The organism is Bacillus sp. FF-1, assembly GCF_028548245.1.
GTDB lineage: Bacteria > Bacillota > Bacilli > Bacillales > Bacillaceae_G > Bacillus_A > Bacillus_A paranthracis.
The window spans coordinates 233,922-248,844 of sequence record NZ_JAQQGG010000001.1 but is presented as its reverse complement, the minus strand read 5'-3'; the positions used below and the strand labels follow the sequence as shown (position 1 = coordinate 248,844).

Annotated in this window: 14 protein-coding genes; 4 read left to right on the top strand and 10 right to left on the bottom strand. The window is 36.3% G+C overall.

Features of this window, described 5'->3' with window-relative positions:
- Positions 1–8: 8 nt before the first annotated feature.
- The 8 genes from PQF83_RS01315 to PQF83_RS01280 form a co-directional block, all read right to left on the bottom strand.
- A complete protein-coding gene (locus PQF83_RS01315) occupies positions 9–731 on the bottom strand; it encodes a prepilin peptidase (RefSeq protein ID WP_000495748.1) in 723 nt (240 codons plus the stop codon).
- A 112-nt stretch (positions 732–843) separates the two neighbouring features.
- Positions 844–1,554 carry a LutC/YkgG family protein gene (locus PQF83_RS01310; RefSeq protein WP_000147209.1) on the bottom strand — a complete coding sequence of 237 codons (711 nt, stop codon included), beginning with the start codon at positions 1,552–1,554 and terminating at the stop codon, positions 844–846.
- Positions 1,554–2,975 carry a LutB/LldF family L-lactate oxidation iron-sulfur protein gene (locus PQF83_RS01305; protein ID WP_000061914.1) on the bottom strand — a complete coding sequence of 474 codons (1,422 nt, stop codon included), beginning with the start codon at positions 2,973–2,975 and terminating at the stop codon, positions 1,554–1,556. The genes PQF83_RS01310 and PQF83_RS01305 overlap by 1 nt, the downstream gene beginning before the upstream one ends.
- 16 nt (positions 2,976–2,991) lie before the next feature.
- Positions 2,992–3,711, bottom strand: coding sequence for a (Fe-S)-binding protein (locus tag PQF83_RS01300; RefSeq protein ID WP_000869149.1), 720 nt, complete (start codon positions 3,709–3,711; stop codon positions 2,992–2,994).
- A 168-nt stretch (positions 3,712–3,879) separates the two neighbouring features.
- Positions 3,880–4,569 (bottom strand): FadR/GntR family transcriptional regulator, encoded by a 690-nt coding sequence (locus PQF83_RS01295; protein ID WP_255256540.1) that lies wholly within the window; start codon positions 4,567–4,569, stop codon positions 3,880–3,882.
- 223 nt (positions 4,570–4,792) lie between these two features.
- Positions 4,793–6,193 carry a sensor histidine kinase gene (locus PQF83_RS01290; protein WP_000494825.1) on the bottom strand — a complete coding sequence of 467 codons (1,401 nt, stop codon included), beginning with the start codon at positions 6,191–6,193 and terminating at the stop codon, positions 4,793–4,795.
- A 3-nt stretch (positions 6,194–6,196) separates the two neighbouring features.
- Positions 6,197–6,868, bottom strand: a complete 672-nt coding sequence (locus PQF83_RS01285) for a response regulator transcription factor (protein ID WP_000049872.1) — start codon at positions 6,866–6,868, stop codon at positions 6,197–6,199.
- Positions 6,861–7,835 (bottom strand): YncE family protein, encoded by a 975-nt coding sequence (locus tag PQF83_RS01280; RefSeq protein ID WP_001232402.1) that lies wholly within the window; start codon positions 7,833–7,835, stop codon positions 6,861–6,863. The genes PQF83_RS01285 and PQF83_RS01280 overlap by 8 nt, the downstream gene beginning before the upstream one ends.
- Positions 7,836–7,971: 136 nt before the next feature.
- On the opposite strand from PQF83_RS01280, the gene PQF83_RS01275 reads away from it, so the two are divergent.
- From PQF83_RS01275 to PQF83_RS01260, 4 genes are all read left to right on the top strand, one after another.
- Positions 7,972–9,087 carry a CdaR family transcriptional regulator gene (locus tag PQF83_RS01275; RefSeq protein ID WP_000898624.1) on the top strand — a complete coding sequence of 372 codons (1,116 nt, stop codon included), beginning with the start codon at positions 7,972–7,974 and terminating at the stop codon, positions 9,085–9,087.
- A 117-nt stretch (positions 9,088–9,204) separates the two neighbouring features.
- Positions 9,205–10,617 carry a glycolate oxidase subunit GlcD gene (glcD, locus tag PQF83_RS01270; RefSeq protein ID WP_000890742.1) on the top strand — a complete coding sequence of 471 codons (1,413 nt, stop codon included), beginning with the start codon at positions 9,205–9,207 and terminating at the stop codon, positions 10,615–10,617.
- Positions 10,614–11,942, top strand: a complete 1,329-nt coding sequence (locus tag PQF83_RS01265; RefSeq protein ID WP_000209639.1) for a (Fe-S)-binding protein — start codon at positions 10,614–10,616, stop codon at positions 11,940–11,942. The genes glcD and PQF83_RS01265 overlap by 4 nt, the downstream gene beginning before the upstream one ends.
- Positions 11,943–12,407: 465 nt before the next feature.
- Positions 12,408–13,235, top strand: a complete 828-nt coding sequence (locus tag PQF83_RS01260; protein WP_000747582.1) for a CAP domain-containing protein — start codon at positions 12,408–12,410, stop codon at positions 13,233–13,235.
- 40 nt (positions 13,236–13,275) lie between these two features.
- Here PQF83_RS01260 and PQF83_RS01255 read toward each other — a convergent pair whose 3' ends face one another.
- Entirely contained in the window at positions 13,276–13,881 is a 606-nt protein-coding gene (locus tag PQF83_RS01255; RefSeq protein ID WP_000598992.1) for a DUF1648 domain-containing protein, read from the bottom strand.
- Between the two features lie 91 nt (positions 13,882–13,972).
- Complete coding sequence (locus PQF83_RS01250; RefSeq protein WP_000448363.1) at positions 13,973–14,896, bottom strand: RluA family pseudouridine synthase; 924 nt, start codon at positions 14,894–14,896, stop codon at positions 13,973–13,975.
- Positions 14,897–14,923: the final 27 nt, after the last annotated feature.

Below are 14,923 nucleotides of genomic sequence, written 5' to 3'. Positions count from 1 at the left end.
TCCCCTCTCTATTTTGCATACGTGACCAACATGTAACATATTGCCCCAAGACTAATAAAAGGACCAAACGGTATTTGAGTCCTCATTTTCATACGTTTTAATACGAGACCAGCTCCAAAGAAACAAAGACTAAAGCAAGATGCTAAAAATAAAACGATAAAAATCCCTTTCAATCCCACTATAAATCCAAGTAACGAAAGTAATTTTATATCCCCTCCCCCAAGCCCTTCTGGATATATCTTTTGCATGCAGTATAACAAAATGAATATAACGCAACTACCAACTATACTATCTATCCAAGTGACTAACGGTATAAAAGCACATTCTAAAATGAGTAAACAAGCAAACCAAGCTAAAATACGATTTGGAATTAACATATATATGTAATCTGTAACTGAAATAATAAGAAGTAACGAAAAAAGTGATAAAACGATAATAAGCTCTCGTTCCACCCCAATCATATATACAGTAAGAAGGCATATCATTCCAGTTACAAGTTCAAATACTACGTACAAAATTGAAATTTTCCTCTTACAATTCGTACAACGCCCTCTTTGCATACAAAAAGAAATGATTGGAATCAATTCTTTTGGCTTTAGCACATACTTACAATAATGACAATATGAACGCGGGGTTATGATAGACTCCCCTAGCGGAACTCTCATCGCAATTACCATAAAAAAAGAACCAAACACCATCCCCGCTAACAATGCATATACATAAGTGAACATCCCTTCCTCTCCTTTCCAGAAGAACATAGCAAAAAAAGGAGAGAACTTCTACTTCATATTATCTCTATTCTATTAAAAAAGCAGGCCATTTTCTGGCCTGCTTTCCCCTATTTTATACGATGAAATATACTGCTTTTAATGGTCCATGTACTCCGACAACAAGATTCATTTCTATATCTGCCGAGTTACTAGGTCCTGTAATAAAGTTAATACAAGATGCCACTGTCTCGCCATTTTCTACACGCTTGTTCATATCCTCAACTGCTTGTGTAATACGAGGTACAAGTGTTTCACGTGGAATAATAGCAAAGTATACAGTCGGTAAAAAGTGTAAAGAACGGCCTTGGCCTTTATGACTTTGTACAACGATCGTACCAGATTCGGCTAAAGTATAATCACTAAATGCAATTCCAATATTCGTTCTTTCCGCGATACGCATATTCTCTTCTTTTTTCTCAGGATCCCATACGTTCACTTCAACATTTTGCTTTGGAAGTTCTTCTTTAAATAAAGAAGTCAATCCATAAGAATCAAAACGTTCATCTGCCGATAACATAATAGGTCCCCCGCCGTTTTCAACGATTACTTTTTGAATATCTTCACGTAAACGGTCATTTGTCGTTTCCACAACAGTTGTATGAATGTTTGTACATTGATTTTTAAATACTTCTAACAATTCTTCTTGTGAATAATTTTTTAACGTTTCTTTATTCACATTGTTTTTCCATACTGGACGTTTTACACCATCCGTTTTACGCGTGCGTCCAAGTTCTTTTGCAATATTTTCTAGAAAGGACTCACGGTTTTGAATTAATCCTGTCATTATTTGTCCCCGCCTTTCTTATGATCTTTATACCAATCACGGAATCGTTCTTTACTTGGAGCCGGGAATTCACGAATATCTGTCCAGTTTTTAAGTGGCCCAACACCTTTTGATACACGGTTACCAGATGTAAATGGACTCATTGCTGCTGGCGCCATCTTTGATCCCATTTTATATAAAGCTGCTGAAGATGCACCCATACTAAACATTTTCATTGCTAATTTTTCTGCAAGTGGAGCACGCCCTTCTTGCTCAACGATAACTTGACGATGTTTTAATAATAAATCATGCAATGGAATTTTTACTGGACAAGCTTCTGTACACGCTCCGCATAAACTAGAAGCATAAGGAAGCTCTTTGTAATCATCATATCCACCTAAAAGTGGTGTTAATACCGCCCCAATTGGTCCTGAGTATATAGAGCCGTATGAATGTCCACCAACATGTCGATATACAGGGCATACGTTCACACAAGCAGCACAACGAATACATTGCAAAACTTGACGGAATTCAGATCCGAGAATTTGAGAACGACCATTATCAACCACAACTAAGTGGAATTCTTCTGGGCCATCTACTTCCTCTTCTTGAATTGGTCCCGCTACCGTTACATAACTTGTTAACTTTTGACCTACTGCACTACGACATAGTAAACCAACTAAAACATCTAATTCTTCCATTGTCGGAACCATACGTTCCATACCCATAACCGCAATTTGTGTTTTTGGAATCGACATAACAAGGTCGGCATTACCTTCATTTGTTACTAAACAAAGAGAGCCAGTATTTGCAACAGCGAAGTTACAACCTGTCACACCAATTTCAGCATCCATAAATTTTTCACGAAGTTGTTTACGAACAAACTTTGTCATTTCGTATGGATCATCAGAATTTTCATAGCCAAGCTTTTCTTTAAATACGTCACGAATTTGCGTTCTATTTTTATGAAGAGCAGGCGCAATAATATGTGAAGGTGGATCGTTATCTACTTGCAGAATATACTCTCCTAGATCACTTTCTAACACTTCACAACCGATTTCTTCAAGCGCATGGTTCATACTAATTTCTTCTGTTACCATTGACTTTGATTTTACTACCTTTTTTGCCTGCTTCTTTTTTGCAACGTCTTGAATATACTTTGCTGCTTCCTCTTTCGTTTTCGCAAAGTACACATGTCCGCCTCTTTTGGATACATTTTCACTTAACTGCATTAAGTAATAATCAAGATTTTCTAACGTATGTTGACGAATTTCTTCACCGAGTTCACGCCATTCTTCCCAGTTTCCTAATTCATCTGCTGCTTTTAAACGATTCGTATATAAGCGTGTTTGTGCAGAAGATACTGCTCCGCGCATAAACGAATCTTGAATTCCATCGCCAACGCGATCATTAAATTTTTTCTCACTGATTTTCATAGACATAGCTTATGTTCCCCCTTCATGAGCGACTATTCAGTACCTCAGCAATATGCATTACTTTTATTTCTTTTCCTAAACGCTCAATACGTCCGCCAATGTTTAACAAACACCCACAATCTGCACCGATTAAATAATCAGCGCCTGTTTCCATTGCACTATCTACCTTTTCATCTACCATTTGCTCAGAAATTGGAGTCATCTTCACTGAAAACGTTCCCCCAAACCCGCAACAATTTTGCACATTTGGTAACTCTCTCACAGTTAACCCTTTTACATTTGATAATAAAATTCCTGGTGCCTCTGTTACTCCAAGCATACGTGTCATATGACATGATTTATGAATAGTAGCAATCCCTGGTAAACTTGCACCAACATCAGTAACCTTTAAAACGTCTACAATAAATTGTGTAAATTCATATGTTTTATCAGCAACTTTTTGTGCACGTTTAGCCCACTTCGGATCATCTTTAAAAACATGCGGATACTCATGAAACATTGTCGCACAAGAACCAGATGGCGTAACAATATATTCTGCATCTTCAAAAGTTTCAATCATATGTTTCATCGCTTCTTTTGCAGCTTCTACATGGCCGCTATTATAAGCAGGCTGACCGCAACAAACTTGTGCTTCTGGAAATTCAATTTCACAACCTAAACGCTCCAACACCTCAACTGTTGCTTTGCCGACATTTGTTTCAAACATATCGACTAAACAAGTAACAAATAAAGTAACTTTCATAATTATTACTCCCCCTTTTTACAACTCCACCAACAAACATATGGTCATCAGATGACTAAGGAGAGAAGAAATAGGCTCAACCATGGCCTATCCTCTCCCTCTTCTAAAGAAAACGCTTACTTAATCTCTCTCTATTTTATCAGAAAATTAGATTTTTAAAAGATTAAATTAAGAATTTATATCGTTGCTACCTGTGACAATATGTTCTACATTTGTTAAATGATCTAGCATTGCTTGCTGCGCTAATTCTACATCTTGCTTTAACACTGCATCATATATAACTTGATGCTCTTCTATAAGTCGTTCTGATGTTGTTTGTTCACCATATAAAATAATGCGTCTTGATTCACCAATCGTTTCAGCAATCATCTCTGAAACATGATTCATGAGTTCAAGCAAAATGTTGTTATGCGAAGACTCCGCAATTCCCATATGGAACTGAAAATCTGCTTTTTCGCCAGCCTTTTCATCTCCAATGCTCTTTGCCATTTCATCTAACCAATGCTTCATATTTTGCAAATTATCTTCCGTACGTTTTGCCGCAGCTGCTCGAACTGCCCCCACTTCAAGCACCTTTCGTACTTCTAATAAATTCAAAATATCTTCTTTCTTCATCAATAATCTATTGTTTAATGATTTTGTTAATGAAGAAGAATCAAAATTCTTCACATATGTACCTTCTCCTTGTTTCATCTCAATTAAGCCCATCGCTCTTAGCGCACTTAGCGCTTCACGAACAGCAGATCTGCCAACTTGAAACTGCTCAGCTAATTGATGTACAGGAAGTAGTTTGTCACCAGGTTTTAACGTACCATTTTTAATCATTGTTAAAATAGCTTCAGATACTTCTTCGTAAATTTTTTTCGGTTTAATAGATTTGTACTCCAGTTAAATCACCTCAGTATCTTCCAAACAACAATTGAAACGATTTATAAGAACTTTGCATCATAACCATTTTAGAACGAATTGGTAAGAAGTACAAATGTTTTGTTCATAAAATCGTCAAAATTTCGATATTTATTACATATTAATTAATACTTTTACATATAACTGTTTTCTAAAAAAGAGCATGCCCTAAAAATTAGAACATGCTCTCCTCATCCTGTACTTTCAATTTAATACTAACCGTCGTGCCGTTCCCTTTTTCACTTTCAATTCGCCACTGTCCTTCATGTATATGAACAATTTGTCTTACAATTGCCAGGCCTAAACCTGTTCCACCATGTTGACGACTTCTCGCTTTATCAACTCTGTAAAAACGTTCACCAAGGTTTTCTAAATGCTCCGTATCAATACCGATTCCTGTATCTTTTATGTTCAATTCACAGTAATCATCTATCTGCCTAAGCGTTATCATAATATCCCCGTTTTGATTTGTATACCGTATCGCATTATCTAACACGTTATGAAGCACTTGTTGCATACGATCCTCATCAATCATTACAATGATTTCTGGATTTAAATTTGTTGAAATACGAATTTTCTTTTCTATAAACTTAATCTCATACGTATCTAACACATCTTCAATTAGTTGTGAAAAAACGATAGGTTGTTTCTTTAAAGGGAAATGTTCCCCTTCTAGTTGTGCTAAATCTAATAAATCATGAACGAGACGCTGCATACGATCTGCTTCTTTATGAATGAGCTGTGTTACTTTTTCCTGCTGCGGTCCCTTCGCTACACCATCTAAAATAGCCTCGCTATACCCTTTTATATAACTAAGCGGTGTTCTTAGTTCATGCGAAACGTTAGCTAAAAACTCCTTACGCTTTACGTCTTCTGTCTCTAAAGAATTTGCCATCTTATTAAATGCTTTTCCTAATCGTCCAATTTCATCTTCAGAAGAAATTGTAATTCGTTCTGAGAAATCTCCCGTAGCCAAATGATTGGCAACTCGTTCCATTTGCGAAAGTGGTTTCGTAATAGCAATAATAATTTTTCTACCAATCCATATTGTCAGTAAAGTTATAGCAAGTGCTAACGGTGCTAAAATAAGACCCATATCATATATTAAGTCTTTTATACTTTTTAAAGGAATATAAGAATATACAATACCAACTAATTTTTTATTTTCTAAAACAGGGATGACAACCCCCATAATATTACGGTCAAAATGTTCCTCGTATCCTATCTTTGTCACAGTTTTTCCATCTAATAATGCTTGCCTGTCCCCTTCACTTATAAGAGAATGATGGTGCACATCAAATGGTAAACATGCACTTAAATCACGTGGGTTCGATACGAAAAGAACGTCTGAACTAGATATTTGATCAAATGCTCTTACTTTCTCTTCAAAAATTGATATTCCTTCGCGCTTATCATATTGCGCAGCAAGACGCTTCCCTTCCATTACTAATGAATCTTTTAAATTATCAACGTATAGTTTTTCATACGAATATAAAGATACAAAATAAAGAAAGGAAACTGTTACAAATACTGCACATACTACTGTCAGCCAAAGCTTCTGTACCATCGTAAACATACGTTACACCTCAAATTTATAGCCTACACCCCAAACAGTTTGAATGTAGTTTCCACTTTCTCCAAGCTTCAAACGCATCGTTTTCACGTGCGTATCTACGGTTCTTGTACTTCCGGCATAATCATATCCCCATACCTTTTCCAGCAATTGTTCTCGGCTAAATACTTGTCCCGTATGTTGGCAAAGAAAATAGAGTAAATCAAACTCTTTTACTGTAAGAGAAATCGGCTCACCATCCACCTCAATTTTCCTACTTTTTTCATTAATAAGGATCGGCCCAAACTGAAATTCCTCTTGTTGCTCTTGCTTTGTATAACGCCTTAATACAGCTTCCATACGAGCAATTAATTCACCAGGACTAAATGGCTTTACAATATAATCATCTGCTCCCATACGTAAGCCGTTCACCCTATTCCACTCTTCACCTTTTGCTGTTAAAAATATTATTGGTACATCTGACGTTTTTCTAATTTCTTTACAAACTGAAAGTCCATCCATCTCTGGCATCATAATATCTAGTACAACGAAATCATAATGATTTGTCTCTAATTTTTTTAGAGCTTCTTTTCCATTTTCAGCTTCTTCCCACTCGTATCCGAAATTATCTAAGTACATTCCAACAAGTTGCCTCATATCACTTTCATCATCTACAACTAGCACCCTATATTTACTCATTGTCCTTCCCTTCTCTCTCTATGAGTTGAAACGGTCCTTTTCCGACTTTAATTGTTTGTTTTATTTTCAAATTCTTCATATCCATGACGCAAACTTCATCACTATCATAGCTTGCTACGTATCCTTCTGCTCCGCTCTTCAAAAATGCAAATGGGTTTGATCCTACTTCTACAGAAGCCACCTCTTTATACGTGCTAACATCAAACTTTCTAAGCGTATTCGAACCGTGACTTAATGCATATACGTACTTATGATCCTTCGTAATATTCACAGGCATAAACGGAGCGTGTAAAGAACGTACCATTTCTCCGCTCTGCAAAGAATACACTAATACTTTCTCATTTACCTGATTTCCATCACCATGTCCGCCAATCCATATTTCTTTCCCATCTGGACTAATTGTCGCCCCCGTTGACGCTGGTGGAATCATAAAGGTTTGTATCACTTCTTTTTTCTTTGTATCAATTGTCGTTAGCTTCGTATCATAAAAGTTTAATACAGATAACTGGTTATGGTACTCTACCATCGTTATTGGCCCTTTTCCGGTTGACACACTTCCTGTCTCTTTACCTTTTATCGTAAAGAACCTTACCTTTTGGGCATTTTGATCGGCAGCAAGCAATTGTTTTTTATCTTCGGATACGATTACATTTACAATACCTTTTCCAGTTTTATATTTCTCCACTTGTCTTCCTTCGACTAGTGAATATACATACATGTACTCTAACTGCTTACCATATACAAGTATGTCTTCACCATTTGGAAGTAGTAGGGTTCCTGCCATCGGCTCGTTAAGTTCCCATGTCGTAATTAACTTTTTAGTTTGCTTATCGACAAAACTAATACTGCCTTCTTTTATATTCGTTGTTATAATAACACTTTTATCTTTAGCAATCGGTGTATACGAGCTTCCTTGACACCCTACTAATAGAAATACAAAACAGAGAAGAAAAACAGACTTTCTCAAAAGATTCCCTCCATCTTCGGATGATTTCGTTATAATTGTAAAATAACAAATAAATGTGTGGAAAGTGTGAAATTTCCCTTTCCTACTTCATTTACATATATAATGTACAACAAATAGAATTTGAGGTGTGCCAATTATGCTTTTTCCTGATTTAGCAAATAAAATTGTACGAGAAGTACGCAGACTAATTAAAGAAAATATTATTATCATTAATATACAAGGCGTTATTATCGCAAGTACAGATATAGAAAGAATCGGTCAATTTCATGAAGGCGCACTCCGCTGTGCGAAACAAAAGAAAACTGTCATTATTACAAAAGAAGATGAACGACGTTTGCATGGCGTAAAAGCGGGTATGAATCTCCCTTTACTATTCCATGACGAAGTAATTGGTGTCATTGGAATTACAGGCGAACCTGAAAACATTTCCCAATACGGAGAAATATTACGTAAAATGACCGAACTACTCATTCACGAAAACTACTTTTTAGAACAGCTAGAACTTGAACACCGTTCTTATGAAGCATTTGTCTTTGATTGGCTCCAAAATACAGACTGGTCTCCAAGCTTTCTCGATCGTGCCAAAACACTTGGTATTGATTTATATAAGAAGAAACAACTTATTTTGTTCTCTATCGATCAAAATGACACGATGCTTCAGCGTAAGATTTGGCAACACGTACGCAATCTATTAACAAAGGAGCATCTATTTGTTCGCTGGGGAAATGATCGATTCATTTTATTTACAGCCACGAACTCCAAAGAGCAAACATATCAATTTTTAAAACGATTAAAACAAGACTGTGAAACTTTGTTTTCTATTCCTTTATATATCGGGATTGGCCAATCCGTTACACCAAGCAATATGAACTTATCATACGAACAAGCATTACAAGCTCTTTCCGTATCACTTGAAACGAAAAACATTGTATTTAATGAAGATTTACGTTTAGAAATGTGCTTACAAGATATTTCTGCGGAAACGCGGGAACAATTTCTAAAGCGCACCATCGAAAACTTATTATCATCGCCTGAACTTATGCACACTTTACGTTTATTTATTGATTATAACCAATCCTATAAACAAACAGCGGAGCAATTACATATACACATTAACACATTGCATTATAGACTTAAAAAAATTGAGGAGTATACAGGACTTGATCCGAAACAATTCAAGGACTTAAATATTTTATATTTCTCGCTCCTCTTATTAGATAATCAAACAAAAAAGAATGATAAAATAGATTAATCTTTAGATGATTATACATAGAAAGAATCCCCCGACTTTTTTATCATTATAATGAAAGCACTGTGACAACGTTTTTTATTATGACTCATTACGTTAACAGTTTGAGGGGGATTTCCAATGTTAGAAAAACAAATTATTGATTCATTCGTATCCATTGTTGGCGAAGATAATGTAGATACATCCAATATGGGGCGTTTAACGTATAGTTATGATGCCACTCCAAACTTCCAAGCAATGCCTGATGCAGTCATTGCTCCTCGTAATACAAATGAAGTAGCTGAAGTATTAAAAGTATGTAACACTCACAAAATCCCTGTATATGTTCGTGGGTCTGGAACAAATCTTTGCGCAGGGACATGTCCACTTGAAGGCGGTATCGTCCTTATCTTCCGCCATATGAATAACATTTTAGAAATTGATGAAGAAAATTTAACAATTACTGTACAAGCTGGTGTTATTACGCTTGATATTATTAAAGCAGTAGAAGAAAAAGGTTTATTTTATCCACCAGATCCAAGCTCAATGAAAATTTCTACAATTGGCGGTAACATTAATGAAAACTCGGGTGGATTACGTGGATTAAAATATGGCGTAACACGTGATTATGTGATGGGGCTTGAACTTGTCTTACCAAATGGTGATATGATTCGCACTGGTGGTAAATTAGCAAAAGATGTAGCTGGTTACGATTTAACTCGTTTATTTATCGGTTCTGAAGGAACACTTGGCGTCGTAACAGAAGCAATATTAAAACTTGTTCCTATGCCTGAAACGAAGAAAACGATGCTTGCACTATATGAAGATATTAATGAAGCTGCACGTGCTGTTTCTTCTATTATTGCAAATAAAATCATTCCAGCGACACTTGAGTTTTTAGACCAGCCGACAATTGAAGTAGTAGAAGAGTTTGCTCAAATCGGTTTACCAACTGACGTAAAAGCAATTTTATTAATTGAACAAGACGGTCCACCTGAAGTTGTTAATCGAGATATTGAAAAAATGGCTAACGTTTGTCGTTCCATGAATGCAGTTGATGTTCGCGTCGCAAAAGATGAAGCGGAAGCAGATGCGCTTCGAACAGCTCGCCGTAGTGCACTGTCAGCACTGGCAAGATTAAAACCTACTACAATATTAGAAGATGCAACGGTACCACGCTCACAGATTGCTCCGATGGTTGAAGCTATTAATGCCATTGCCAAAAAATATAATATTCCTATTTGTACGTTTGGCCATGCTGGCGATGGCAACCTACACCCAACTTGTATGACAGATGCTCGCAACGAAGAAGAAATGCACCGAGCTGAACAAGCTTTTGCTGAAATATTTGCGAAAGCAATTGAACTTGGTGGCACGATTACTGGTGAACATGGTGTTGGTGCGATGAAGGCTCCGTATTTAGAAATGAAGTTAGGTAAAGAAGGTATTGCTGCTATGCAAGGAATTAAACAAGCCTTCGATCCAAATAACATTATGAATCCAGGAAAGATGTTCGCGAAGGACACTCGTAAAAGAGTGGTGGTTGAGCGATGACAACATTAAATAAAGAAAACATTCAAAAGGAATTTAAAGAACGATTAAGTGAAGATGAACTACTAAACTGTATGCGATGCGGTTTCTGCTTACCAACTTGCCCTACTTACATTCAATCTGGATATAAAGAATCACATTCCCCGCGTGGACGTATCGCATTAATGAAAGCGGTCGTTGACGGCTTAATTGAGCCAGATGAAGATGTTGAAAACACATTAAATGTTTGCCTCGGCTGCCGTGCTTGTGAACCTGTTTGTCCATCTGGTGTGAATTATGGACATTTATTAGAAGAAGCTCGTGATATTATAAATCAAAACAAAAAGTTTTCAATGCCAGTGAGAGCTGTTCGTAAAGTCGTTTTTGAAGGACTTTTCCCGCATCAAAATCGAATGAGAACATTAACAGGATTAATCGGATTTTACCAACGTTCCGGTTTACAAACGCTAACACATAAAACAGGGATTATGAAGTTATTCCCTGAAACACTTGCAACAATGGATCTCGTTTTGCCTAAGGTCCCTAAAATGAAAGCAATGAAAGATCGCCCTGAATTTTTACCTACTGAAAGTACGAAGAAGAAACAAGTTGCATTCTTCACAGGTTGTTTAATGGATACAATGTTTTTAGAAACAAATAACGCAACGATGAAACTGCTTCAGTTAGCTGGTTGTGATATCGTTATTCCGAAAACACAAAGTTGCTGCGGGGCATTACATGGACATGCTGGTGAGAAAAATGGGGCAAAGGAATTAGCAAAACGCAATATAAAAGCATTCGAAGATTTAAACATCGACTATATTATTACGAATGCTGGTGGTTGCGGAGCTTACCTCGTAGACTACGATTACTTGTTAAAAGATGATCCACAGTGGGCTGAACGTGCAAAGCAGTTCGTTTCTAAAATTAAAGATATTACTGCTATTCTAGTAGAACTAGATTTCCATAAACGTAATGACTTACGAGTCACGCCGCAAGTTATTACGTATCAAGACTCTTGTCACTTACGCAATGTTATGCGAACATCTTCAGAACCTCGTATGTTACTAGAAGCAATTCAAGGCGCAACATACCGTGAAATGAAAGATGCTGATCGCTGCTGTGGTTCTGCTGGTATTTATAACATTGTTCATTCAGAACTATCTATGGAATTTCTAGATTACAAAATGGACCGTGTGCATGAAACAGAAGCAGCAACCATTGTTACTGCAAATCCAGGTTGTTTATTACAAATGAAATTAGGCATTGAACGAGAAGGTCTTTCTCATAAAATGAGAGGAATTCACATCGTTGATTTATTATTAGAAGCAATTGAAACCAACTCGTAATAACTCGTAACATACGTAATAATAGGAAAACGGCTATCTCCTTCGTCTATGTAAAGAGATAGCCGCTTTTTTGTCCGCTACAACATTAAAAATATGTTACTTTATTATAAAAAAGAACAACAGAAACATTACAGTTTTGTAAAAATCAATCCAGTATATTCCTCAAAAAAACGCTCAAACCATTGATACAATAGGATTCTTCATTTTCAATATAGGTACATTTATCCAAAAAACGCGTCTTATAACCAAGTATAAAAATGCTGAAAATTCCTTTTATACTCTATGTTTCTCTTATTTTTCCCCTTTTCCCCTCTTAGGATAAATTAGGTAAATTTTAAGTCTATGAATTTTTTTCCATCTTTTTTCTCACAAAATCTATGCTACGATGAATTTGTCAGTCAGACAGGCTGTCAAAAACAAATCGTGTGAAAACAAATTAAAACTTTATATAGGGGGACACACATCATGAAAAAGCGTGTTTTATTATCTGTAGCTGCTGCAACAGCTCTTACTTTAGGAGTATCTTCTCTAGATGCACAAGCTGCAACAGTACAACCATCTAACATAAAGGTTCAAAATATTCAGCATTCAAAAGTGATGATGAAGCAAATGAGCCAACAAGAATTACAAGCATTCTTACAATCTATGGGCGTTGAGTCATTAGCACAATGGCAACAAGGAAACTTCCAACCAAATTGCATTATTCCTGGTCAACAACCTACTGAAAATGTTGTAACTGAGCAACCGACAGCTAAGCCAGAAACTCAAAAGCCTGCTGAGCAAAAACCTGCCGAGCAAAAGCCTGCTGAAGAAGTTCAAAAACCAGAAGCTCAAAAGCCTGCTGAAAACAATAATACGCAAAAACCGGCTGAACAAAAACCAGCTGAGCAAAAGCCTGCTGAAGAAGCAAAATCTTTAAGCGAGTTCGAACAACGTGTTGTTGAATTAACAAACGCTGAGCGTGCAAAACAAGGTTTACCAGCTTTAAAAATCGACACTGAATTAAGCAAAGTAGCACGCATTAAATCTGAAGATATGCAAAAAAATAACTACTTTGATCATAACAGCCCTACATACGGGTCTCCGTTTGACATGATGAAGAAATTTGGTATTTCTTATACATCTGCAGGTGAAAACATCGCCCAAGGCCAACGTACACCTGAAGAAGTAGTACAAGCTTGGATGAACAGTGCTGGACACCGTGCAAACATCTTAAATAATGGATTCACTCACATCGGTGTTGGCTATGTAGAAAGCGGCAACTACTGGACACAACAATTTATTACGAAGTAAATAGATTAAAAGAGTCTTCTCATAATGAGAAGACTCTTTTTTACGTTTCATAACTTTCTATTATGTATGAGTATAAAGCGTAGAACATAAACAAAATAGAACCACCACTTATTACGCTAAGTAACACATAAAATCCCCATTTCAAGTTCAAAAACAATGAAAACAATATACTACATGCCATCACTTGAAAAATCCGTCTACTCACTAAACGGATCTTTTTTAATTTGATTGGGTCTTTTTCCGTACTCTGAACTTTTTTAAACGCCTTACTAAGCATAAAAAGAAACATACTAATCCCTATTGTTAGTCCTGTTTGAAAGGATATCATGCTTCCAAAATTAATAAAGAGAATGAGCATATGGATAAACAACATAAATAAAGTAATCGTCTTTAGAAATCCACTTATAATGACATGCTCGTCTTCATTAAACTTATATATATTATGTGAAATAATATACATCAATCCATGTAAGAAAATAATAAGACAAGGAATAAGTGCTATAACAACTTGTTTACTCATAAACTCGTTTGGCCGACCATTTACATCCCAATGTACCGCCAAATGCTCTTGTAAATATGGATAGAGACATAGAGTAACTAAAAGACAAGCGAAAAATATTCCTAGTATATATTTATATTTGATCAAGTGATTCTCACCCCTCTTTTCTCTTAACGGCTTCGCTTCTTTTAGAGAAATTCCTGCAAAAATCTACTTTTCTCAACTTTAAACTTACACTTTACGCATTTACTCTTTGAAATTCTTTCATTGTGTCATTTAATTTTGTAGGAAATGGTACATCCACTTCAATCTCTTCTTTCGTAATTGGATGTAAAAAGTTTATCTTCATCGCATGTAACGCTTGCCTAGACATATATTTCGTTCCTCCACCATATAAAACATCCCCAACTAACGGATTACCATTATAGCTCATATGAACACGAATTTGATGGGTTCTACCAGTTTCTAATTGTAACGTTACAAGCGTAACATTTTGTTTTCTAAAATACTTCTCTACTTTATAATAGGTAATTGCTTGATCTCCCTTTGGAGAAACACGTCGTCTCGTCGCATGATGGCGATCTCTTCCGATAGCCGCGTCAATCGTTCCTTGCTTTTTTTTCACTTTGCCTTCTACAAGAGCTGCATATGTTCTTTTAATTTTTCGTTCCATTAATAAACGATCCATAATTGCACCAGCAATTCTATGTTTGGCAAACACGACACCACCTGTCGTATCTTTATCTAACCGATGAATATGACGAACCTTCGTCTCTAAACCTTGCATTTGAAAATGAAAGGCAACAAGATTTGCAAGTGTTCCCATCCCGCCTTTTTCAGAAGGATGCGTATCCATCTTCTCAGGCTTATTTACAATGAGTACATGATCGTCTTCATATACTACATGTAATTCACCATATTCAGGCTCTACATCGTATTCTTCCTCCATAAACATATGAACTTGCAACTTATCGCCTTCTTTTAAAAGCTCATTCCATCTTCTCTGTTCCCCATTAACGGTAACACCTTTTTCCATACGAAGCTGATGTAACAACTTTTTCGGTATTTCCCATTCTATTTTTAATAACGACTCAATGCTTATACCATTCCATTTCGCTGGCACAGTCATTTCGCACCATTCGCCCTTCTTCTTCGTTTCCATACTGTATCACCTTATTTCTATTGATTC

Coding starts and splice junctions, on each gene's coding strand:
- PQF83_RS01315 (WP_000495748.1), bottom strand. CDS start 731: ATGTTCACTTATGTATATGCATTGTTAGCGGGGATGGTGTTTGGTTCT.
- PQF83_RS01310 (WP_000147209.1), bottom strand. CDS start 1,554: ATGACAGGATTAATTCAAAACCGTGAGTCCTTTCTAGAAAATATTGCA.
- PQF83_RS01305 (WP_000061914.1), bottom strand. CDS start 2,975: ATGTCTATGAAAATCAGTGAGAAAAAATTTAATGATCGCGTTGGCGAT.
- PQF83_RS01300 (WP_000869149.1), bottom strand. CDS start 3,711: ATGAAAGTTACTTTATTTGTTACTTGTTTAGTCGATATGTTTGAAACA.
- PQF83_RS01290 (WP_000494825.1), bottom strand. CDS start 6,193: ATGTTTACGATGGTACAGAAGCTTTGGCTGACAGTAGTATGTGCAGTA.
- PQF83_RS01285 (WP_000049872.1), bottom strand. CDS start 6,868: ATGAGTAAATATAGGGTGCTAGTTGTAGATGATGAAAGTGATATGAGG.
- PQF83_RS01275 (WP_000898624.1), top strand. CDS start 7,972: ATGCTTTTTCCTGATTTAGCAAATAAAATTGTACGAGAAGTACGCAGA.
- glcD (WP_000890742.1), top strand. CDS start 9,205: ATGTTAGAAAAACAAATTATTGATTCATTCGTATCCATTGTTGGCGAA.
- PQF83_RS01265 (WP_000209639.1), top strand. CDS start 10,614: ATGACAACATTAAATAAAGAAAACATTCAAAAGGAATTTAAAGAACGA.
- PQF83_RS01260 (WP_000747582.1), top strand. CDS start 12,408: ATGAAAAAGCGTGTTTTATTATCTGTAGCTGCTGCAACAGCTCTTACT.
- PQF83_RS01250 (WP_000448363.1), bottom strand. CDS start 14,896: ATGGAAACGAAGAAGAAGGGCGAATGGTGCGAAATGACTGTGCCAGCG.